This window comes from Flavobacterium pectinovorum, assembly GCF_022802975.1.
GTDB classification, from domain to species: Bacteria; Bacteroidota; Bacteroidia; order Flavobacteriales; family Flavobacteriaceae; genus Flavobacterium; species Flavobacterium pectinovorum_B.
This window is the reverse complement of record NZ_JAFEVZ010000016.1, coordinates 47,989-70,279: the sequence shown is the minus strand read 5'-3', so window position 1 is coordinate 70,279 and position 22,291 is coordinate 47,989. Positions and strand designations below refer to the sequence as shown.

The 22,291-nt window shown below is 37.8% G+C and carries 14 protein-coding genes; 1 reads left to right on the top strand and 13 read right to left on the bottom strand.

All coding sequences use genetic code 11. The annotated features are described in order from the left end of the window. Positions 1–72 precede the first annotated feature (72 nt). A complete protein-coding gene (locus tag FLV_RS18225; protein ID WP_243236122.1) occupies positions 73–1,872 on the bottom strand; it encodes a glycoside hydrolase family 15 protein in 1,800 nt (599 codons plus the stop codon). Positions 1,873–1,952: 80 nt separating this feature from the next. On the opposite strand from FLV_RS18225, the gene FLV_RS18220 reads away from it, so the two are divergent. Then, entirely contained in the window at positions 1,953–4,157 is a 2,205-nt protein-coding gene (locus FLV_RS18220; RefSeq protein WP_243236121.1) for a bifunctional alpha,alpha-trehalose-phosphate synthase (UDP-forming)/trehalose-phosphatase, read from the top strand. A 99-nt stretch (positions 4,158–4,256) separates the two neighbouring features. Here FLV_RS18220 and FLV_RS19980 read toward each other — a convergent pair whose 3' ends face one another. The 12 genes from FLV_RS19980 to FLV_RS18160 form a co-directional block, all read right to left on the bottom strand. Beyond that, positions 4,257–6,155 (bottom strand): family 2A encapsulin nanocompartment cargo protein cysteine desulfurase, encoded by a 1,899-nt coding sequence (locus tag FLV_RS19980; RefSeq protein ID WP_262916475.1) that lies wholly within the window; start codon positions 6,153–6,155, stop codon positions 4,257–4,259. Beyond that, positions 6,139–7,059: a family 2A encapsulin nanocompartment shell protein gene (locus FLV_RS18210; protein WP_163395776.1), complete on the bottom strand. Its 921-nt coding sequence runs from the start codon at positions 7,057–7,059 to the stop codon at positions 6,139–6,141. The genes FLV_RS19980 and FLV_RS18210 overlap by 17 nt, the downstream gene beginning before the upstream one ends. A gap of 204 nt (positions 7,060–7,263) precedes the next feature. Beyond that, on the bottom strand, positions 7,264–8,172 hold the full coding sequence (gene cysK, locus FLV_RS18205) for a cysteine synthase A (RefSeq protein WP_243236142.1): 909 nt from the start codon (positions 8,170–8,172) through the stop codon (positions 7,264–7,266). Positions 8,173–8,410: 238 nt separating this feature from the next. Next, a complete protein-coding gene (gene epsC / locus FLV_RS18200) occupies positions 8,411–9,235 on the bottom strand; it encodes a serine O-acetyltransferase EpsC (RefSeq protein ID WP_243236120.1) in 825 nt (274 codons plus the stop codon). 50 nt (positions 9,236–9,285) lie between these two features. Beyond that, a complete protein-coding gene (locus tag FLV_RS18195; protein ID WP_243236119.1) occupies positions 9,286–10,728 on the bottom strand; it encodes an APC family permease in 1,443 nt (480 codons plus the stop codon). A 21-nt stretch (positions 10,729–10,749) separates the two neighbouring features. Continuing rightward, positions 10,750–11,916 (bottom strand): LLM class flavin-dependent oxidoreductase, encoded by a 1,167-nt coding sequence (locus FLV_RS18190; RefSeq protein WP_243236118.1) that lies wholly within the window; start codon positions 11,914–11,916, stop codon positions 10,750–10,752. A 5-nt stretch (positions 11,917–11,921) separates the two neighbouring features. Further along, positions 11,922–12,080: a hypothetical protein gene (locus tag FLV_RS18185; protein WP_243236117.1), complete on the bottom strand. Its 159-nt coding sequence runs from the start codon at positions 12,078–12,080 to the stop codon at positions 11,922–11,924. Between the two features lie 16 nt (positions 12,081–12,096). Continuing rightward, the gene (locus FLV_RS18180; protein WP_243236116.1) at positions 12,097–13,800 is read right to left on the bottom strand and encodes an amidohydrolase; all 1,704 of its coding nucleotides are present in this window, start codon (positions 13,798–13,800) and stop codon (positions 12,097–12,099) included. 37 nt (positions 13,801–13,837) lie between these two features. Further along, positions 13,838–15,310 carry a RagB/SusD family nutrient uptake outer membrane protein gene (locus FLV_RS18175; protein ID WP_243236115.1) on the bottom strand — a complete coding sequence of 491 codons (1,473 nt, stop codon included), beginning with the start codon at positions 15,308–15,310 and terminating at the stop codon, positions 13,838–13,840. Between the two features lie 36 nt (positions 15,311–15,346). Further along, positions 15,347–18,532 (bottom strand): SusC/RagA family TonB-linked outer membrane protein, encoded by a 3,186-nt coding sequence (locus FLV_RS18170; protein WP_243236114.1) that lies wholly within the window; start codon positions 18,530–18,532, stop codon positions 15,347–15,349. Positions 18,533–19,204: 672 nt separating this feature from the next. Then, a complete protein-coding gene (locus tag FLV_RS18165) occupies positions 19,205–20,860 on the bottom strand; it encodes an arylsulfatase (protein ID WP_243236113.1) in 1,656 nt (551 codons plus the stop codon). 21 nt (positions 20,861–20,881) lie between these two features. Further along, the gene (locus FLV_RS18160; RefSeq protein WP_243236112.1) at positions 20,882–22,291 is read right to left on the bottom strand and encodes an aryl-sulfate sulfotransferase; all 1,410 of its coding nucleotides are present in this window, start codon (positions 22,289–22,291) and stop codon (positions 20,882–20,884) included.

The following is a 22,291-nucleotide window of genomic DNA, read 5'->3' as shown; positions in this document are numbered from 1 at the left end:
TAAAAAGCCGTATCATTCTGAAGGTATTAACTTCAAAATGATACGGCTTTTTTATTGTACAAACTTTATTTTTTATCGGATTGCATCCAGTACAATCTCCTCATGAGTAATATTGGAGAGATTGATAGCGGTTTCTATAAGCGCCAGATGCGAATATGCCTGCGGAAAATTACCTAAAAGGCGTTTGGTTTCAAAATCGATATCTTCACTAAATAACCCTAAATGATTGCTATAGGAAAGCAACTGCTCAAAGAGTTTTTCCGCCTTCTTCTCTTCTCCAATTTTGTACAGACTGTTAATGAACCAAAAAGTACAAATGGTAAAAGAAGAGGAGGGAAGACCAAAATCGTCCTTATTTTTATAGCGGTATAAAAGTCCGTCATTACTCAGATCACGTTCAATCGCTTTAACTGTTGCCACATATTTTGGATCCATGGCTTCAATAAAACCGTAACTTTCCATTAAAAGTACGGAAGTATCAAGGTCGTTTGACCCGTAGGACTGCGTAAAAGCCTGAACCGACTCATTCCAGGCGTTTTCCATAATATCATTTTTTATAACTTCGGCCAAGGGTTCCCATTTTTCTACTTTGTGATTTTTGCCTAATATTTTGGCTACTTTGATGGCTCTGTCTATTGCTGTCCAGCATAATATTTTAGAAAAGGTAAAATGTCGTTCTTCAGTTCTGAATTCCCAAATTCCTTTATCGGGTTCCTGCCAGTGTTTGTCGACTACCCAGACAATTCCTTTGGTGATGTTCCACAGTTCTTCACCATTTTCAGTATCATTGCTAAACGTAATAAGCTGCTGGTGAATCACATCCATCAAAATGCCATAAATATCATTCTGACGCTGAGAGTAGGCTGCGTTGCCAATTCTTACAGGCTTGCTTCCCATGTAACCGCTCAGGTGATCGAGGGTTTCTTCCGTCAGTTTTTTTTCTTTATTGATGCCATACATGATTTGTAGTTTCTCATCTTTATTAGGAACCAGGTCTATAATAAATTGCAGATAATCTTTCGCGAGTTTTTTATGACCAAGTTCAGAAATCACTTTTACTACCATAGAAGCATCCCTAATCCAGCAAAATCTGTAATCCCAGTTTCTCACCTCACCGATAGTTTCAGGCAGAGAGGTTGTGGCAGCAGCCAAAACAGCACCTGTTTTTTCGTAACTGAGTAATTTCAGTGTGATGGCGCTTCGGGCAATCTCCTCATTGTATTTTTTGTATTCTGTAGTTTTATCACTCCAGCTCAGCCAATAGGTTTTGGTTCTTTCGAATTCCAGATTTATTTTTGTGAGCGTTGGAATAAAAATTTTCTCATTATAGGCCATCAACAAATAGCCATCATCCTTAAGTGTGATCTCGTTTCCGTTGGCGATACTTTCCAGATATAAATTGCTGTACAAGAAAAGCGAATCGAATTTGATTGTTCCTGTAAGGCTTACGATGTGATTTGATTTAACAAAACTGGTAGTAACGCCTGATGCGTAGTCCAGGCGCGGATCATAAATTATCCTGAACGAAGGATTTCCTGATAGTTTTTTAAAATACCGGATAATTTCCGGAGGAGCCATATAGCCTCCTTTTTCTTTTCGGTATCGCGGCATAAAATCATTAATTTCAAAAGCATCTGTACCATTATCAAATGTTGTAACTAATATACTGGTATTGGGTATATATTTTTGAGTAATTGTGTAATCACAGGATACTTTGATTTCAAAACTTCCTCCAATTTCCTGATCTAATATTTTTGCAAATACTGATGCAGAATCAAATTCCGGAAGGCAGCACCATTCGATAGCTCCTTTATCTGAAACCAATGCAGCACTGCGACAATTACCAATTATACCATAGTTTAAATTCTTCATAAAGTAATCTTTTAGTTAGGTAAAAGGGTATTAATTATTTAAATTTACTAAAACGATGTTATTAATCCAACCATTTTTTGATGAATAAAATAATTATAGTTTCCAATCGCCTTCCTGTAGACCTTAAATTTGATGACGAAAAGTTAGTAGTAAAATCAAGTGTTGGGGGACTTGCGACCGGAATGAAATCAGTGCACTCTGAAGGAAACGGAATCTGGATAGGATGGTCAGGACTCACAGAAGAAGAAATAGAACCCAGCAGACAAAACGAAGTAGACAAGGCTCTGGCTAAAGAAAAATGTATCAGAGTTCCCCTGACAGTATACGATATAGAAAATTATTATTATGGCTTCAGCAATACTGCGCTATGGCCGCTTTTTCATTATTTTCAGGCTTACACTGAATTTGAACTTACACATTGGGAATCTTATAAAAATGTGAATCAGAAATTTGCTGATATCATCCTTGAAAATGTAAACGAAGGTGATACTGTCTGGATTCATGATTATCAGCTTTTATTGCTTCCTGAATTACTTCGGGAGAAAGCGCCAAATCTTACCATTGGATTTTTTCTGCATATTCCGTATCCGTCATTCGAGCTCTTCAGGACTTGCCCGTGGCGTGATGAGCTATTGTATGGTATGCTTGGTGCTGATCTTATTGGTTTTCATACGTATGATTATGTGAGGCATTTTATAAGTTCTGCATCCAGAATTACCGGTCTTGAAATTCGCTTTAATGAAATATTTTACAAGGACAGAATTGTAAAAGTAGATTCTTTTCCTATGGGGATTGATTATGATAAATACCATAATGCGGCTCTGGAACACGAAGTACGTCCGGATGCTACAAAATCAGAACTGATGCACAATATCGAGCTGCATAATATGTCTTTTTCTGAAAGTAAGCTTATTTTATCAATCGACAGAATGGATTACACCAAAGGTATTCCGAACAGGATAAAATCTTTTGAATATTTTCTGAATAAATATCCGGAATATAAAGGGAAAGTAAGGCTGGTGATGCTTTCTGTTCCCTCAAGAGAAAATGTTTCTCAATACCAGCGATTAAAGCGTGAAACAGATGAATTAGTGGGCAGGATAAACGGTCAGCTGGCAACTGTAAACTGGACTCCTGTCTGGTATTTTTACAGGTCAATGCCGTTTGATGATCTGATTGATTTATATGTTGCTTCTGATGTGGCTCTGGTCACACCCACAAGAGACGGTATGAATCTGGTAGCAAAGGAGTATGTTGCAACGAAAACAAAAGGAAAAGGTGTACTTGTTTTAAGTGAAATGGCTGGCGCAGCTAAAGAAATGCATGAGGCACTTTTGGTAAATCCTAATAATTTCGAGCAGATTGCAGATACACTGAAATATGCCCTGGAAATGCCTGAAGCGGAACAAAAATCGAGACTGGAAGCCTTGCAGAAAAGAATATCACGCTACAATGTAGAAAAATGGGCCGACTCATTTCTGAATGCCCTTGAAATCACTAAAAATGCAAAACCTGTCACAATTACCAAAAAAATGAATCCTGAAATAATTCACGATATTTTATTGGATTATAAGAATTCAGGGAAAAGACTGCTTTTACTTGATTATGACGGAACACTCGTAGGATTTAAGAATATACCCGGAGATGCAAGTCCGGATGAGGAATTATATACTCTTTTGGACACTATTGCAGCAGATGAAAATACGAAAATTGCTATAATCAGCGGACGCGATCGTAAAACACTGGAAAACTGGTTTGGACATAAGAACTATACTTTAATAACAGATCACGGTGTATGGCTTAGGAAAAAAGAAAAAGAATGGGTAAGCCTGGAACACATTAAAACCGAATGGAAAGAAAATATCCGACCCATTATAGAAAGTTTTACAGACAGCACTCCCGGCACTTTTATTGAAGAAAAAAACTATTCTCTTGCATGGCATTACCGAAGGGCTGATGCTGAGCTTGCCAATTTAAGAACAATGGAACTTAAACATGTACTGACCAGCCTTTTGGCAAACAATTCGCTTTCAGTACTGGAAGGGAATAAAGTGCTCGAAGTGAAGAGCAGTAATGTGAATAAAGGACGCGCAGCAGGAAGATTGGTAACTCAGGGCAATTATGATTTTATTTTGGCTATTGGAGATGACTGGACTGATGAATATATGTTTCAGGAATTACTGGATAGTGCTTATACCGTTAAAGTAGGAAATACAAAAACTGCAGCCCGATATTTTGTCAATGATATCTCTGAGGTTCGACAGATTTTACAGATTTTAAAATAAACACAAAAAGGCGATTGAACAAACAATCGCCTTCTGTTTATAACTGCTTAAAATATCAAAAAAAGCAATTATGAGTTTGAGTTAGTGAACTCTGTTTTATTAGAACCTGACTTTTTTAAGTTCCCATAAAGTCTCGATAAATTTATCGACATCCTGAGTCGTATTATAAAAAGCAAGTGAAGGACGAACCGTAGTTTCAACTCCTAATCGGCGCAGGATAGGTTGAGCACAATGGTGACCCGTTCTTACAGCGATTCCTTCTTTGTTTAAAGCCTGACCCACTTCATCATTTGAATATCCTTGTAAATTAAAAGAAAGTACGCTGGCTTTGTTAGCCGCAGTTCCGATTAATCGAACACCCGGAATTTCTTTCAGAAGTTTGGTGGCGTATTCCAGCAAATAGTGTTCGTATTGTCCGATTGCGTTGATACCGATTTTTGTAACGTAATCAATAGCGGCTCCAAGACCAATAGCGTCTGCTATATTACCGGTTCCAGCTTCGAAACGATTCGGGGCTTTGTGGTATTTGATCTCTTCAAAAGTCACATCCTGAATCATGTTTCCGCCCGATTGGTAGGGCTGCATATCGTTCAGCAAATCTTCTTTTCCGTATAAAACACCAATTCCGGTTGGTCCAAAAAGTTTATGACCTGAAAAAACCAGCCAGTCGGCATTTAAATCCTGAACATCAACCTTCATGTGTGAAACAGATTGCGCTCTGTCCAGTAAAACTTTGGCTCCAACAGCATGTGCCATTTCGACCATTTTCTTCGCAGGCGTTACAGTTCCGAGTGCGTTTGAAACCTGCGTAAAAGCCACAATTTTGGTTTTCGAATTCAGTAGTTTTGCATATTCGTCTAACAGAATTTGTCCGTCATCATCAACCGGAATCACTCGTAATTTCAAGCCTTTTTTATCCGCTAATCGTTTCCACGGAACAATGTTGGCATGGTGTTCTAAATTACTTACGACTATTTCATCTCCGGCTGAAAGATTGTTATCGCCCCAGCTTTGTGCGACAAGATTGATTCCTTCGGTAGCACCACGAACAAATACTACTTCATTTATCGAACCCGCATTCAGAAACACTTTTACTTTTTCGCGGGCAGCTTCATAGGCATCAGAAGCTCTTGCTGCCAGTTCATGTGCCGCACGGTGAATATTCGAATTTTCATGCTCATAAAAATAAGCAATGCGATCGATTACCGATTTTGGTTTTTGCGTAGTTGCCGCATTGTCAAACCAAATAAGCGGTTTTCCGTTTACTTTTTCACTTAGAATCGGAAAGTCCTTTTTGATCAGATTAGCATCAAAAGGAGCACTTTCTAACTGATGAATTCCATGAAAAGAACTTCCTGTACCTGCTGTTGGAAACGAGTTCTTTTTATCAAACGCAAAAGGATTATTCTCAAGGAAATAATACGAATTCTGTGCTTCTGCCGGGTTTGATGTCAAAACAGACTGGATTCCGAATACCGTGTTGACACTTGCTAATGCTTCTCTCAATTCACTTTCAAAAGAGGAACTCTGCGTTTGAAAAGGCAGATAATTATCATTTAAAGGAAAAGATGAAAAAGGATTATTGTCATTGCTGCTTCCCTTTAAATTAACATCACTAAAGCCTGTATTAGGATTATTGATGTTGAAATTTTTGTCGTTAGGAAAAACAGTATCCAGATCCGTAATCGGGTATAAACCGGCAACACCTGTGTTTGCATAATTTCCAACAGAAGGCGATACTCCAAGACCACTCACAGGTGAATGAGAAGGGTAGGCGGTTGTTGGGTTCTGCAAATTGGTATTGGGCGTAAACTCGGCCAGATTTCCTGCACTCAATAGCGTCTCTACAACTTTAGTAGCTTTTGGATGATCGTTATGGTCCGGACTCAGTGAAATTTCTTTTGGAAACTCATTGGGTAAGGCTTTAAACAACTCATTGGCTATATGCTGCAGATCGTCTACGTTGTACAAACCGTTGTTGTTAATATTTGTACTCATGATACTTTCCTATTTCTACATCTTCTAAAACCGCAATGGCATCATCTACCAAAATGGCCAATGAGCAATAAAGCGATACTAAATAAGAAGCAATTGCTTTTTCGTTTATTCCCATGAAACGAACTGATAATCCAGGGGACTGTTCGCCTTGTAATCCCGGCTGAATCAATCCGATAACGCCCTGACGGCTTTCGCCTGTACGTAACAAAATGATTTTTGACTTACCATTTTGAATAGGCAGTTTATCTGATGGAATAAGCGGAATACCTCTCCATGTTAAAAACTGAGATCCAAATAAAGAAGTTGTTGGAGGCGGAACACCACGACGTGTGCACTCACGTCCAAAAGCTGCAATAGCTAGCGGGTGTAATAAAAAGAATCCAGGCTCTTTCCACACTTTTGTCAATAATTCGTCTAAATCATCAGGAGTTGGCGCACCGGTTCTGGTTTTTATAATTTGAGAAGGCGCAACATTGCTTAATAAACCATAATCTTTGTTATTGATTAATTCGCTTTCCTGACGTTCTTTGATCGTTTCGATTGCTAAACGCAATTGTTCTGTAATCTGGTTATACGGCTTGCTGTACAAATCAGAAACACGTGTATGAACATCAACAATGGTCTGAACAGCTGCCAGATTATACTCTCTTGGATTATCGATATAATCTACAAAAGTGTTTGGTAAAATTCTTTCGTCTCTTGCCGAGCAATCTACTTCGATATGGCTGCCGTCTTTTACTTTATTCAGACGGTAAACTCCAGATTCTACCGGTGTCCAGTGTAAAAGATGTGTTAGCCAGCGTGGTGAAATAGTTCCGATTTGAGGAACTGAACGTGTAGCAATCGCTAATTGTCTTGCTGCTACATCGCCTAATGCGGTCTGTTGTTTTTTTGATTCTGCCATAATTTAATTTTTAAAGGTTAATTGATTGGTTTATTTGCTATTATGTTTTACGAGTAAATTTATGTTAAAAAAAATAATTGATTTAGTTGTTTGAATATTAATGTGTTAAATTATTTGTAACTTAATGAATTGATGTCAGGCCGAGTCGAAGGCTTTTAAACACTAAAGGGCTTCGACTCCGCTTAGCCTGACACCTATAACGGATCAATACAGCTCATCAATAGAGAGATATCTTTCTCCGGTGTCATAATTGAAAGTCAGAACTACAGCATTTTCAGGGATGTCTTTCAGTTTCTGAGAAACGGCAGACAGCACTGCTCCTGTTGAAATGCCTGAAAAAATTCCCTCTTCGCGGGTTATTTTTTTTGCATAATTAAAAGCGGCATCTTTTTCGACTGTAATAACTTCATCAATATATTTGCTGTTAAAAACCTGAGGAATAAACCCTGCTCCAATTCCCTGCAGAGGATGAGGTGAGGGCTGACCACCGCTTAAAACAGGTGATAACGCAGGTTCGACAGCAAAGGTTTTTAAATTTGGAAAATGCTGTTTTAAAATTTTGGAAACTCCGGTAATGTGCCCGCCCGTTCCAACACCTGTTATCAGATAGTCAATTCCATCTGGAAAATCTTTAATGATTTCCTGAGCGGTTGTTCTTTCATGAACTTCGACATTTGCAGGATTATTGAATTGCAATGGTATAAATGAATTGGGGGTTGCGGCAGCCAGTTCATGTGCTTTTTCAACAGCACCCGAAGTTCCTTTTTCTCTAGGCGTCAAAACAAATTCGGCACCATACGCATTCATGATTTTTCTTCGTTCCAGACTCATGGATTCCGGCATTACCAAAATGACTTTGTACCCTTTGACAGCTCCAACCAATGCCAGTCCAATTCCGGTATTCCCCGAAGTAGGTTCAATAATAACCGAATCCGGATTTAAAAGCCCTTTTTTCTCGGCATCTTCAATCATCGCCAAAGCAATACGGTCTTTGATGCTCGACCCCGGGTTTGTTTTTTCCAGTTTAATCCAAACCTGATGATTTTTGAAAAGTTTGTTGAGCCTTACGTGAGGTGTATTGCCTATGGTTTCCAGTATATTTTGATATTTCATAATAGTTGGTTTGTTTTTCTCACCATATAAGTGATATAAGTTCATTTTAGTTTTAGTCTGTTATGCAATCCTTTAATTTTTTTTCACGCAGATTTAAAAAAGATTTAAGCAGATGTACGCAGATTTTTTTCATAAATATTTATCTAAATTAAATCTGCCATAATCTTCCAGAATTTGCGTGAAACAAAAAACTTTTTTAGACATTGCTTTTAAATGAACTTATATGGTTTAAATTTTTTTATATCGAATAAAAAATTGGTTCCGGGAACGGATTGTTATCTTTTACTTTCATCTCATTTTTATGATACACAACTGAGTTTGAAGGAACAGTATAAGTAAGCCAAACATTTCCTCCAATGATGGAATCTCTGCCTACAGTTGTCTGTCCTCCAAGGATAGTGCTGTTGGCATAAATAACCACATTGTCTTCGATTGTGGGATGTCTTTTAATGAAAGCTTCTTCTTTTTTTACACTTAGAGCACCAAGCGTCACACCCTGATAAATTTGGACATTATTGCCAATCACAGCTGTTTCTCCAATGACTATTCCGGTACCGTGGTCGATGGCAAAATCGTCTCCAATCTGCGCTCCGGGATGAATTTCGATACTGGTTTTAATATGGGCATACTCTGAAATAGTTCGTGCCAAAAGTTTCAAATCCTGTTCCCAAAGCTGGTGTGAGAAGCGATAAATTGCAATGGCAAAAAATCCGGGATAAGAATACAAAACTTCCTCCAAAGTTTTGGCAGCCGGATCTTTAGAAAAAATGGTCTGGGCATCATTCAGTACTTTTTTGTGTAAAGCCGGCAAGGCATGAAAAAACGTTTTGGTCTGTTGATTGCTTTTGTCGCTTTCCGGAGCAAAATCCAACACTAATTCGTTGAATTGAATTTCTAATTCAGTGAATTTGCCTTCAATAATAGTCACATTGCCTAAAGATTTAGACGTAGTTGAAAACAACACACAAAACAACTCATCAATAAAATGATGGATTAATTTCTTTGGAGGAAGAAGGGATAAATTTTGATGCTGATTTGCTATTTCCTGATAAAATGAGTTCATATTGAATGGTTTTTTGGTTCTTTAGCTAATATTTTTCAAGAGTTACAATTTTAACTATTGTCAGAATTTGGAATTTTAGATGTTGAGAATTTTTCTCTGATATAATAAACGGGTATTCCGATGCCTGCGATAATCAATCCTGGCCAGGTATAGGTTGGTTTGTAAATGATCAATAAAATACAAAACGCCGACCCTAAAACAATATAAATCGCGGGTAAAAACGGATAGCCAAATGCCCTGTAAGGCCTTTCGTGCTGGGGCTTTTTAATTCGTAGGACAAAAATTCCGGCAATGGTTATCACGTAAAATAAAACGACTACAAAAGAAATCATGTCTAATAAGTTTCCGTAGCGACCGCTTAAGCTCAAAATAACAGCCATAAAAAACTGTATCCAAAGTGCATTTGCAGGAACAGCATGTTTATTTAAAATCGCTGTTTTCTTGAAAAACAAACCGTCTTTTGCCATGCTTTGATAGACTCTTGCACCTGATAAAATCATTCCGTTGGCACATCCAAAAGAAGCGATCAGAATCATTAAAGCAATAATCGACGTTCCACTAGAGCCAAAAATAGCCTGGGCAGCGGCAATTCCAACCCTGTCTTTTTCCGGCGTTCCAATGGCTTCAATAGACAGTACTGCCGTAAACATTACATTCACTGATACATAAATAATGGTAACGACGGCAGTTCCTAAAAGCAAACTCAAACCAATATTTCGCTTTGGATTTTTTATTTCATCCGAAACAAAAGTTACATTATTCCAGGCATCATAACTGATTACGGTTCCGACTAATGCAGAAGCGATGGCGCCCCAAAAAGCAGGTGTATTGGTGTATTGTAAAAACGAACCATCCGGATTTAATTTCTGCAGATGAAAAGGATTTGCCCAGTTTGCCTGCCAGATTTCGGGTTTAAAAAAGATAAACCCGAAGACAATCAGAATTAGTAAGCTGATTAATTTGGTTCCGGTAAAAAACTTCTGAATCACTTTTCCGAGTTTTACTCCTTTGGTATTGATATAGGTTAAAATGAACAACAAGACAATCGACGAAAGCTGTGCCGGCGAAATGGTAAATGAATCTCCAATTTTAAAGGCTACCAAATCTTCGCTGAAAAGCGGAAAAAAATACGCCAGAAATTTAAAGAACGAAACACAAACTGCAGCAATGGTTCCGGTTTGAATGACTGTAAACAAACTCCACCCATAAACAAATGCTACGAGCGGATTGTAAGCTTCTTTTAAATAAACATACTGACCACCCGATTTCGGAAACATTCCACTTAATTCTCCATAACTAACGGCTGCAGTTAAGGTCATGAATCCGCCGATTAGCCATACTAAAATAAGCCAGCCCGCTGATCCGATATTACGGGTAACATCGGCACTTACGATAAAAATTCCCGAACCAATCATTCCGCTGGCGACCAATAAGGCAGCATCGGCAAGACCGAGTTCTCTTTTGTATTCTTGTTTTTTTTCTATTTCTGACATTTTAAATTTTAATTTTTATAGCTAAACCAATTCGGCATTGGTTAAAGGTGTTGAAGGTGTTTCTTTTGGAATTCTTCCTTGTAAATCAGGCAGTGAAACATTAGGCAAACGTGGTAAAACTAGTTTGGCAAAATAATTCGCTTCTTCAATTAGAGGAAAACCGGAGAAAATAAAAGAACGGAAACCCATATCCATATAGCGGTTTAGTTTTTCGACAATCTGGTCGGCACTTCCCACCAATCCGCTTCCGCAGCCTGAAAAAACTTTGCCAATATCTGTCCATAAAATATCTTCAACATATCCTTCATTATCAGCAGTTTCTCTTAATTCATCTTGTTTTAAAACTCCCAGTGAGCGCGAATCTTCACCGCGGCTTCTGATTTCCAGTCCTCGTTTTTCGTCAAATTTTGAAATTAGCTTCTTCGCATACGCTCTTGCTTCTTCCTGCGTTTCGCGAACAATTACATGGATCCTTAATCCAAAATCGATCACTCTTCCTTCTGCAGCAACACGTTCACTCATTTCTTTTAAAGTCGCATACATCGATTCTTCAGATTCAGGCCAGGTCAAAAATACATCGCAGTGTTTGGCGCAAACCGCTCTTGATCCGGGAGAGGTTCCTCCAAAATACAATAATGGACCTCCATTTTGCTGGTACGATTTTACAGGGTCAGAAGGCAGGTCAAACTGATAAATTTCACCTTTGTGAGAGATTCTGTCCTGTGTCCAGGCTTGTTGTAAAATCTGAATCACTTCAGAACATCTTTGGTATCTTAGATTAGGATCTTCGCGGGTTCCCGGCAAATCAGAATTGATGATATTTAATATTAATCGTCCCTTCAAAATGTGATCTAATGATGAAATTGCCCTTGCTAACATCGGCGGATGAACTTCTCCGGTACGAATCGCCAGTAATAAAGTAATCTTATGCGTTTCAGGAGCAACACTGGCAGCAAAAGTGAGCACATCCTGTCCCACAGTATAGGCTGAAGGATAAAGAATATTACTAAATCCGAGACGTTCAGCCTCTAAAGTGATTTCACGACAGTGTTCGTAACTGCTTCTTCGGTTGTTATCTAAAACCCCTAAATATTCCGTATCTCCACCAATAATATCATTAAACCAGGAAATTTCAGCTACTCTTTCTGTGGTTCTGATGCTTACAGTTTCAATTTTTCCTTCAATCATTTTTATTATTTATTTTTTTTAGAATCCTTTTTCAAATTTGTATTCCTGCTGTCTGAAGCGTTTGTATTTCTGGAAACAGTTTCACTAAACCATGAAATTTCATCATTCTTTTTTGATACTCTGATTGCTATAGCAGGTGCCGGATTAAGGTTTGTCTGAGTCATTTTTTTAGTTTTTAAATTAGTCCTTTTTAAAAATCGTTTTTCCTTCTTTTATGGTTTCCAAAACAGTAATGTCTTTTATTTTAGAAGGTTCTATTTTTGTTAAATCGTCTGACAGTACCACTAAATCTGCCAATTTTCCGGCTTCGATAGAACCTTTGCTATTCTCTTCAAAATATTCGTAAGCACCGTTTATAGTAATGGCGCGAAGACCTTCGATAGGAGTCAGGCGTTCATCTGGACCAATAACTTGTCCTGTACGGGATTTTCTTTCTACCGATGTCCACAATAAAAACAATTGATTCAATGGCGTTACCGGATAATCAGTATGGTTGGTTGCCACAACTCCTTTTTTTAGGGCTGATTTTAGCGGACTTAAAAAACTGGCTCTTTCGATACCTAAATTACGGGTATGTACATCGCCCCAAAAGAAAGCGTGATTGCTAAATAAAGCCGCAATGATGCCGAGTTTTTTATAGCCATCTAACTGATCAGGTCTTACAAACTGAGAGTGAATCGTAACCGGTCTGCGATCGCTGCTGTTTACATTTAAAGTTTTATTCGCATTTTCGATTGCTTTTAAGTACATATCGATCGTCGCATCTCCGTTGCAATGCACAAATGGGCGAATGTTGTTTTGAAAAGTTTTAATAACGAGTGCATCAAACTGTTCCTGCGTAATGTTAGGGAAACCTGTACAGTGATCGTGGTTACAGCCCGGTACTTCTACCAAATAGGATTTACTGAAAAAAGCAGTTTTACCTTGTGGTGAACCATCGGCAATCATTTTTGTTCCGGCCAGTTTTAAGTGGTTTTTTAGAACACCAAACTTAAATTCAGGATTTTCCAGTACCTTATCTAAAGTTGGATAGCCCGGCAAAGCTTCAATATCGATAAATAGAGCATTTTTGTCGGCTGCTTTCTTTAATAACTGAAGTGCCTCAAAACTCGTGTATCCGTCCTGAGCGGTTGTAATTCCGTTGCTCGCATAAAACAATTGCTGTTCTTTTAAGCCTTTTATCTGATCGTCTAACGAAGGAGCTGGTTTTGCAGGTCTTTTCAGTAATCTTCCGGCATTTTCCTGCAACAATCCTGTTGGTTCGTTGGTACCTTTTTTTCTTTCGATGGCACCACCGGCAGGGTTAGCTGTACTTGTGTCAATTCCAGAAAGTTTTAACGCATAAGAATTCGAAACCGACATGTGCCCGTTGATGTTCGTAATCGTTACCGGGTTATTTGGAAAAGCAGCATCAAGGTCTTCTTTATTCGGGTGTCTTTTTTCTTCTAATTGATCCTGATCGTATCCGTAAGCATCGATCCATTCGCCCTGAGCGATATTTTTTTCCTTTTGAAAATCCTGAATACGTTTTACCAAATCGGGAATATTTTTTACAGTACCCATTGGAGGAGAACCTACGTTTACCGTAGCCGATCTGGATAAACCCATAAAATGACTGTGGCCGTCGATGAATCCGGGTACTACGGTTTTTCCTTTTAAGTCAACAACAACCGTATTTTTATCTTTTAGTTTTTCAATTGAAGCATTCGTTCCAACAGCAAGGATTTTACCGTTACTTACTGCAACAGCCTGTGCCGTGCTGTTTTTGGCATCAACCGTAATAATATTTCCATTGATGAAAATCTTTTCGGCGCTATTTTTTTGCTGGGCATTGATAATCGTTGTTGCGAAGATTACAGCGAACCATTTAAAATTATTTTTCATTTTGATATTTTTTAAAAACTTGATGATTTTGATTATGTTATCTTGGAGCCAGTTTGTTATAAGCCAATTCGTTACTCGGAATTGCCCATACGTAATTACTTGCAGTTGGCAATACAGCAGGAGCTACCCCCGCATTTCCTGTTTTACCCGGAAGCGTCTGAACTCTTCTCAATAAATCCGGTGTGCGGAATCCTTCACCAACCAATTCAATTCGTCTCTCGTTTATAATGGTTGCGATTAATTCATCTTTAAGAGTTACTCCGGTTGTAAAAACATAAGCAGCATCTGAACGGTTTCTAACCGCAGATAATAAAGTTCTGGCCAAAGGCAGATTGTCATTTTGTGCAGCGGCTTCAGCATAATTCAGCAGGATTTCGGCGTAGCGAATTACCGGAACATAATCTGTAAAAGGAGCGCCGCTTTTCTTGAATTTATTTAGTAGTTTTTGTCCTGTACCGTTTGTAATTACAAGTGTTTTTCGGGCATCTGCAGAAAGAGCAGAAGCAAAAACATTGTCAGCAATAATTCCGGCCGAATTAAAATAGAGTACCGGTGTCAGATAGTTTCCGCCAAGGGCACTTTGTAAACCCGGAGCCTCGGCTGCAGTTGTAAACGGAATTGAAAATATGGCTTCGTTACCTACATAAGAACCTCCAAAAACGGTAGCCACATTTGGTTCTAAACGATGTGTCAAACTTCCTGAAACGTATTGAAAAGGGGCAGTCGCAGGAACTAATTTACTGGCTTCTGAAATTACTTTAGGATAATCACCTTTACTAAGATATACTCTCGTTTTTAAGGCAATCGCCGTAGCTTTGTGTGCTCTTGATGCAGTAAGGATTCCTGTTGCATAACTTTCCGGTAAATCTGCTTCGGCTTCGTCCAGATCTTTAATGATTTGTGTGTAAACATCAGCAACACTGCTAAATGCCAAATCATTAAGTCCTCCTGATGAATTTCCTTTTAATCGTAGCGGAAGTGCCAAAGCGGCGCTGTTTTGGGCATACGGTTTTGCATAGGTCTGTACTAAACTTAGGTAGGAAATAGCTCTGATAAATTTAGCTTCGGCAATATAATTTTTACGTAAATCTTCTGTAACAACGGTTGAGGTTGCTAAATTATCGATTAAGATATTCGAAAAATTAATGGCAGTGTAAGCAACACTCCAAACCGAGTTTACAAAATCTCCGGATGCCGTAATAGACTGATTCCATACATTCGCACCAGTTGAGTTGTTACCATCATTCTGACTGAATTCATCGCCTCTTTGTTCATTGAAAATAATGAATCTGCCGCCATATAAAGACGGATTGCTGAATTGACCGTAAAGACCGTTAACCTGAGCTAAAATCTTTGCCGGTGTACTAAATGCCGTTCCTGTAGAAATACTTGTTTCAGGAACGGTATCCAGGGCATCATCACTGCATCCAGCCAGTACTAAGGCTAAGAAAGGAGTGATAATAAAAGCTTTTTTGATGCTTTTTTTATAGTTTTTATAATTGAAAATCATGTTGTCTTTTATTTAATTGTGTAATTAAGATGAGTCTTAGAAACCTACATTAAGTCCTAAAGTAAATACGGATGAATTTGCCGGAACGTTTTGATCTTTCCCTGAATTGATTGAGTTTCCGTTAATTGAAATTTCAGGATCTGAACCACGGTATTTTGTCAAAGTGTATAAATTAGATCCCTGTGCATATATTTTTGCTGATGAAATGTATTTACTTACTAATTCGTTCTGAATTGGAATTCTGTAGCTTAAAATGATATTTTTAACTTTCAGATACGATCCGTCTTCCACATAAGCAGAGTTGCTTGAAGAAAAACCGCCTGAAAAACTGTCCCCGTAAACTAATTTAGGAACATCAGTAACCTGACCCGGCGTTGTCCAGCGGTCTTTAATGAAAGTTCCGTTATTAAAGAATCTTTGGTCAGACAAAGTTGCTCTTGTACCGTTGTACAATTTGTTTCCGCCTGAAAACGTAAGACCAATATTTAAATCGAAATTGCCATAGGAAAAGTTGTTATTTAAACCACCATAATAAGTTGGCAAGGAAGGTCCCTGAATGCGACCGTCACGGTAGTTATCGATTGCCGGAGCAGTGTTTCCGTTTAGATAGGTAAAAGCTTTTGTAAGAGCATTATATTGAACTTCTTCATTATTCGCATTTACATACACACGGTTTCCGTTTTCAGGATTAACACCGGTTGTTGGCACTGCAAAAATAGATCCTACAGAATAGCCTTCCCGGGTAATATTCTGGATTCCGAAAGTGCTTAAAGCTGTTGGATAAATATCTCCATATCCACCTAAAGAGGTTACTTTGTTTTTGATGGTAGAGAGATTAAAGCTTGCATTCCATTGAAACTTATTATCATTTATAATGTTTGCATTTATCGTAAGTTCAAAACCTTTATTGTACAATGATCCTACGTTTGCTGCAATGGAGTTGTTTGGAATTCCCTGAGATAAAGCCTGAGGAGCATTTAAAATTAAGTCATTGATATCGTTTTTGTAATAATCAGCTTCCACTGTAATTCGGTTATCAAACAATCCGAAATTTACACCAATATCAAACTTTTTACTGGTTTCCCATTTTAAGTTTGAATTTCCTGCTTGTCCAAAATTAAGTGTTGGAACTCCCGCATAAGTTCCGGCAGTATATTGAGACAAGGAAGCATAATCATTCAATTCGCTGTTACCTACAATTCCGTAACTGGCTCTCACTTTTAAGGCATTCAGCACTTCTTTTACAGATGAATTTTTGAAAAAATCTTCTTCAGAAACATTCCATCCCACAGAAGCACCACCAAAATTACCCCATTTGTTTCCTGAAGCCAAAGCTGATAATCCGTCTCTTCTGAAATTTAGGTTCAGTAAATATTTTTTATTGTAATCGTAGGCAATACTGCTGAAGTACGAAAGCAAAACATTTTCTGTCTGTATAGAAGGGCCAGGAGCAATTGTTGTAAATCCACCTTGATAACTGGTAAAAAACGGATCTGTTAAACCAGTTTTTACAGCGCCCCAACCGTCAATTTCTCGTACGTTTTTTTCTTGTCCTAAAAGAACTTTCAGATTGTGTTTGTCATTAAACACAGTAGAGTAGGTAAGGGTATTGGTCCAGTTGGATCTTGCATATTTGGTGTTGGAATTGGTAGCGCCACCTTTAGTAGAAAAACCATCTCCACTATATGGATTTCTAAATTCTTTGTTTTCTACCACAAAATTATTGATTCCGTAAACTGTTTTAAACTTTAAATTTTTGATGATTTCAAGCTCGGCATAAACACTTCCAATAAAACTGTTGTTTTCAGAGGTATTTTTGTCTAAATCTAAAATGGTCTGCAGGTTGTAAGCATTAAAAACTCCTAATGAAGGGCTATTTGCACTATATCCTATATTTCCGTTGTTCGGATTAATATTGTAAGTTCCGTCAGCATTGTAAACAGCAACGTTTGAAGGCAGAATGTAAGTAAGTCTTCCAAGGGGCTGAAGACCTATATATTGTGTATTGACACCATTTCCGGCTGAAGATGCAACTGAATTAGGAGTAGAAGAACCTGAATTTGGTCCGGAATTTATGGAGTTATTATAAGAAAAATTAGTTCCTAAAGTAAGCGCATTGTTTAATTTATGTTCAAAATTAAGACGAATTCCTTTCTTCTCAAATTCATTAGTTCTTAAAATACCATTCTGATCGGAATAAGTGGTAGATATAAAATAGCTTGTTGAGTTTGTTGCACCAGAAAAACTAAGATTATGATTTTGCGAAACGCCTGTGTGGTAAGCTACATCATACCAATTTGTATTAATTGTAGATCCGTCTGCATTTTGTCCTAAAGCAAATCCGGGAGTTAGTCCTGCATTTGTTCTCGCTTCATTTTTAATAGCTACATAATCAGAAGCATTTAAAAGTTTTGGCAAATTCGAAGCTTTGTTCCAGCTTACCCAAACATCGTAATTAACGTTCAGTTTTCCTTTTTTTCCTTTTTTAGTTGTAATCACAATAACCCCGTTTGCGGCACGTGAACCATAAACTGCTGCTGCCGAAGCATCTTTTAAAACATCTATGGTTTCAATATCGTTAGGGTTAATATCTGATAACGGGTTGTTGCCAATTGCTCCTCCTGCTGTTCCCGTAAAAACCGTTACACCATCAACAATAATTAAAGGATATAAAGAACTTGTGATAGAATTGATTCCTCTAATCCTAATAACAGGAGTGGTATTTAAAGATCCGCTTGGCTGAACAATATTTAATCCCGAAGCCTGTCCGCCTAACAGCTGATCAAAACTCTGAGCCGGTCGATTGGCAATTTGCTTGGCATCAATTTTTGCTGTTGATCCGGTAAAGGTTTTTTTAGCCGATGTGCCATATCCTACAACGACTATCTCATCCAGTTTTTCAACTTGTTCAGATAGGTTTATTACTACCGGGCTTCCGTCAACTACAATTTCTTTTGAAGTATATCCGATGTAACTAATCTGTAATGTGTAAGGGAATTTTTGACCGGTTTGAAAGTAAAACTTTCCATCCAAATCTGTTTCTACACCATGCGTTGTTCCTTTAATATTTACTGAAGCACCCACAATAGGCTGATTGGTTATCTGATCGACAATCGTTCCGTTTAGTTTGGACTGTATATTCGGTTCAGTATTTTGAGCATTAATTCCTATGGAGATAAACAGAATGCTAATCCATAAAATCAGGTTTGTATTTTTTTTCATTCTTGGTAATAGTGTTTGTAATTAAAAAAATCCGAAAGTTTTACTTTCTGTTTGCATTGTTTTATTTAGCGATAAATGTGTTTAAACCTTTCATTTTTGTTGCCGCAGAAATGTCTTTTTATCGATTGAATTGTTTTGGTTGTGTCATGATTATTTTATGTTAGTTATAATTCAGATATTTATATAGACATGATTTGATATTTCAATCTTTTAGATGCATTTTTTTTGCGTCTAAAGGATGGTATAATATTCAATAATGGAAATTTAAGCAGATAGGATCGTTTGTAGTAAACGATGTGTGAACAGGGAGTTTAGCAACAGATGCACATATAACAAAAGGTGTTATAAGTGTACTTTTTAGGAAGAATGTAAGATGATATGCTTTCTGTTGTTTTCAAAATATAGTGCTTTTGATTTAAATATGATTTTAAACTCTACTAATTCTATAGACAAAGTTAAATTTAATATTAGAAAAACCAAAAGTTTTTTAAAAATTTATTTAAAAAGAATAAAATGAAGATTATTTTTTTTTATTTAATTGATTGTTTTTTAGTTAGTTGTGGTTTTGTTTGCTGAAAATAAAAAAGACAGAAGAATAAGTGTTTTAGACTTATTTTTCTGTCTTTACTGTTTATTAGCGATAAACAAAATAATTATTAAGGCATTTTAAATTTACTTTTTAGCCGCTGCACCCGGAATTAATTCATTCTTTTGTTTGAATTTGCTGTATTCCACCACACCGGTTTTATCAGCCCAGTCAAAATATTTGGCAGAAAGCTCGTTTACAATCCCCGGGTTTTGCTGTGCAACATTGTTGGTTTCACCCCTGTCATTTTCAAGATTGTAAAGTTCCCATTGGTAGGATGGGTAGATAGAAACCAATTTCCATTTTCCTTCTCTTACTGCTCTGTTTCCTGCTCTTTCCCAGAATATCGGAGCGCCGCGATTTACTTCTGAAGCACCGTCAATTAACACAGGCAATAAACTTTTTCCAGGTAACGGATTTGATTTTACGCCATTCAGTTCTTTTGGATATTCAATTCCGGCCAAATCATAAAAAGTAGGAGCAAGGTCAATTAAATGTCCGGTTCCTTTATCAATTCTTCCTGCTTTGATTTTTGATGGATACCACGCAATGAAAGGCGAACTGAAACCACCTTCGTGCATATTGTTTTTATAATCCTGCAATGGTGTATTCGATAAGTAAGCCCAGTTTTGTTCCTGATAATCGAAAGAACCTGAAGTTCCAATTGGGCCGTCATTTTTCACCAAACCTCTTCGTAAAGGATTGTACGTATTGAATCCGCCTTGTGCACCATTATCAGAGATGAAAACAATCAAAGTGTTTTTGTCTTTTTTCAGGGCTTTTAATTTGTCTAAAACCTTTCCGACATTCTGATCCATGTTGTCTACCATTGCGGCGTAAACTTCCATTTTGGCTTTCCAAAATTGTTTTTCGTCATACGTCAGTTTATTCCATTCCGGAACTTCAGGATCTCTTGGAGCTATTGTCTGATCGACTAATAGAATACCGTTTTCTTTCAGTTTTTTGATTCTTTTTTCTCTTAAAACGTCCCAGCCTTCATCAAATTTTCCACGGTATTTGGCAATGTCAACCGGTTTTGCCTGCAATGGCCAGTGCGGTGCTGTAAAAGCTAAATACAAAAAGAACGGTTTGTTTTCTTTGTTTTGTTCATCTAAGAAAGTAACGGCATTGTTCCCAATTTCATCTGTAAAATAATAAGAATCAGCTTTAGGATGCAGTTCTTCATTATTACGGATTAAGGCAACCGGATAAGGTGTTTTTCCAAAAGGCAATCCGTCTGTATTAAAATAATTCGCAGCTCCTTTTAAGATTCCGTAAAATTTGTCAAAACCTCTTTGGTTAGGCCATTGTGCTTTATCTTCAGAACCTACGTGCCATTTTCCGGATAATAAAGTGCTGTAACCTCCGGAACGAAAAACTTCTCCCAAGGTTAAAGATTCTTTATTCAAATAACCCTGATAAGCCGGTAATCCTAAATTGGTATCAAAATATCCAACGCCCGCTTTGTGCTGATACTGTCCGGTTAAAAGAGAAGCTCTGGTTGGTGCACAAATGGAGTTGTTGTAAAACTCTCGTAAACGTGTTCCTTCTGAGGCTAATCTGTCCAGATTTGGTGTTTTAATTTCTGAACCATAATTCCCTAAGTCGGAATACCCCATGTCATCTACCATTATCAGGATGACATTTGGTTTTGACGAATTGGTTTGTGCTTTCAATTCATAAGATCCCAATGCCCCGATTAGCAGGGCAGAGAATAAGGTTGTAATTCTTTTTTGATTCATCTTACTGTAATTTTATATTATTTATTTTTTGTTTTGCGGAATTCTAAATTTTGAAATATCAATTGGTTCCAAAGTATTTTCCGAACGTGGAGTACCGTCCGGAACCCAGTCGTAAGGAACAGGCTGTGCCCTGAAAACCCAATTGGTTTTAATGGTTTGTGTGCCTGAAAGCGTAGTTTCCTTAAAAAACGGATTTACATATTCCCAGACAATTTCTCCTGCAGGTGTTACCTGAAAAATTCTTCCGTTCATGCCTTCGTCAATTAATGTATTTCCGTTTGGTAATCGGCGGGCACTTGAAATGAAAGAGCTGTAGAAATTCCAAACCGGCTGATTTGAATTTAATGCTGTGTACTGCCAGACTATTTCTTTTTTAATTGGATCAATTTCCAAAATTCTCGAACCAAGCTGAGAAGCCAGATAGGTAGGAGGATAGCCCGAAGGACCCTGATTGTCAAAAACCAGCAGATTTCCTGCACCCGGCAAACCTTTCGGAATAATATGTGCATCGTGCTGTCCGCTAAATCGGTCTACAGGACGCGGAACATTCGTTGCCAAGCTTGGTCTCAGATTAACCGAATTTACAAAGTTGGATGCTTTTGGGTCGTTTTCTTTAATGTCGAAATCAGGACCTAAACGCCAAACGATTTTACCGGTCTTTTTTTCGATAATTGCAATAAAACTAACTTCCCTGGAATCAATTACAATGTTATCAGGATGAAATCTCGTATCGCCCGAGTCAAACCATTTATTTGGACCGATTGGCTGCATATCATTGATTGTCAGAAATCCGTGTCCTTTTCTTCCGTTAACATATACTTTTCGAAGCAATTCCCGTCCTTCAGGAGCAATTCCGAATTCATTAATATGTTCTCCTGCATTCCAGCTCCAGACAATATCTCCGTTTGAATTTACTTCATAAATCGTCTGGTCATCAATTGGTTTATCGCTAACACCCGGTACAACATGGTCAACGGTACTTACTAATAGTGTATTTCCGCTTTCCAGTCGGTGTACATCGTGGTTTTGGCGTGCTGCGCCTCCGGGCGCTTTGGTTCCCCATTGCCATACCGTATTGCCGTTCCAATCCTGTTCTCCCAATACTTTATTATTAAAAATGCCGCCATAAAGACCTGAACCATTTTCTAGCTGAATCAGAATGTTTCCTTTTTTGCCTCCATTGTTTTTTGGATCAATTAATTCGGATGGAAAACCGATATGATTCCAGCTTTTCACTTCATTGCCATTCATGTCTATCAGATGTGATTTTTCATCCGGAGAAGAATGTAAAACGTAGCTGTTATAGGCTTTTGCAGGATTGTAAATCGTTACTCCGGTTGGAAATACGGATTGTGATCTTGCTTCATTTCCAGCTGTCATTAGTGTAAGAGCTAATGACAGTGTGAATATGTTTGATTTTATTTTTTTCAT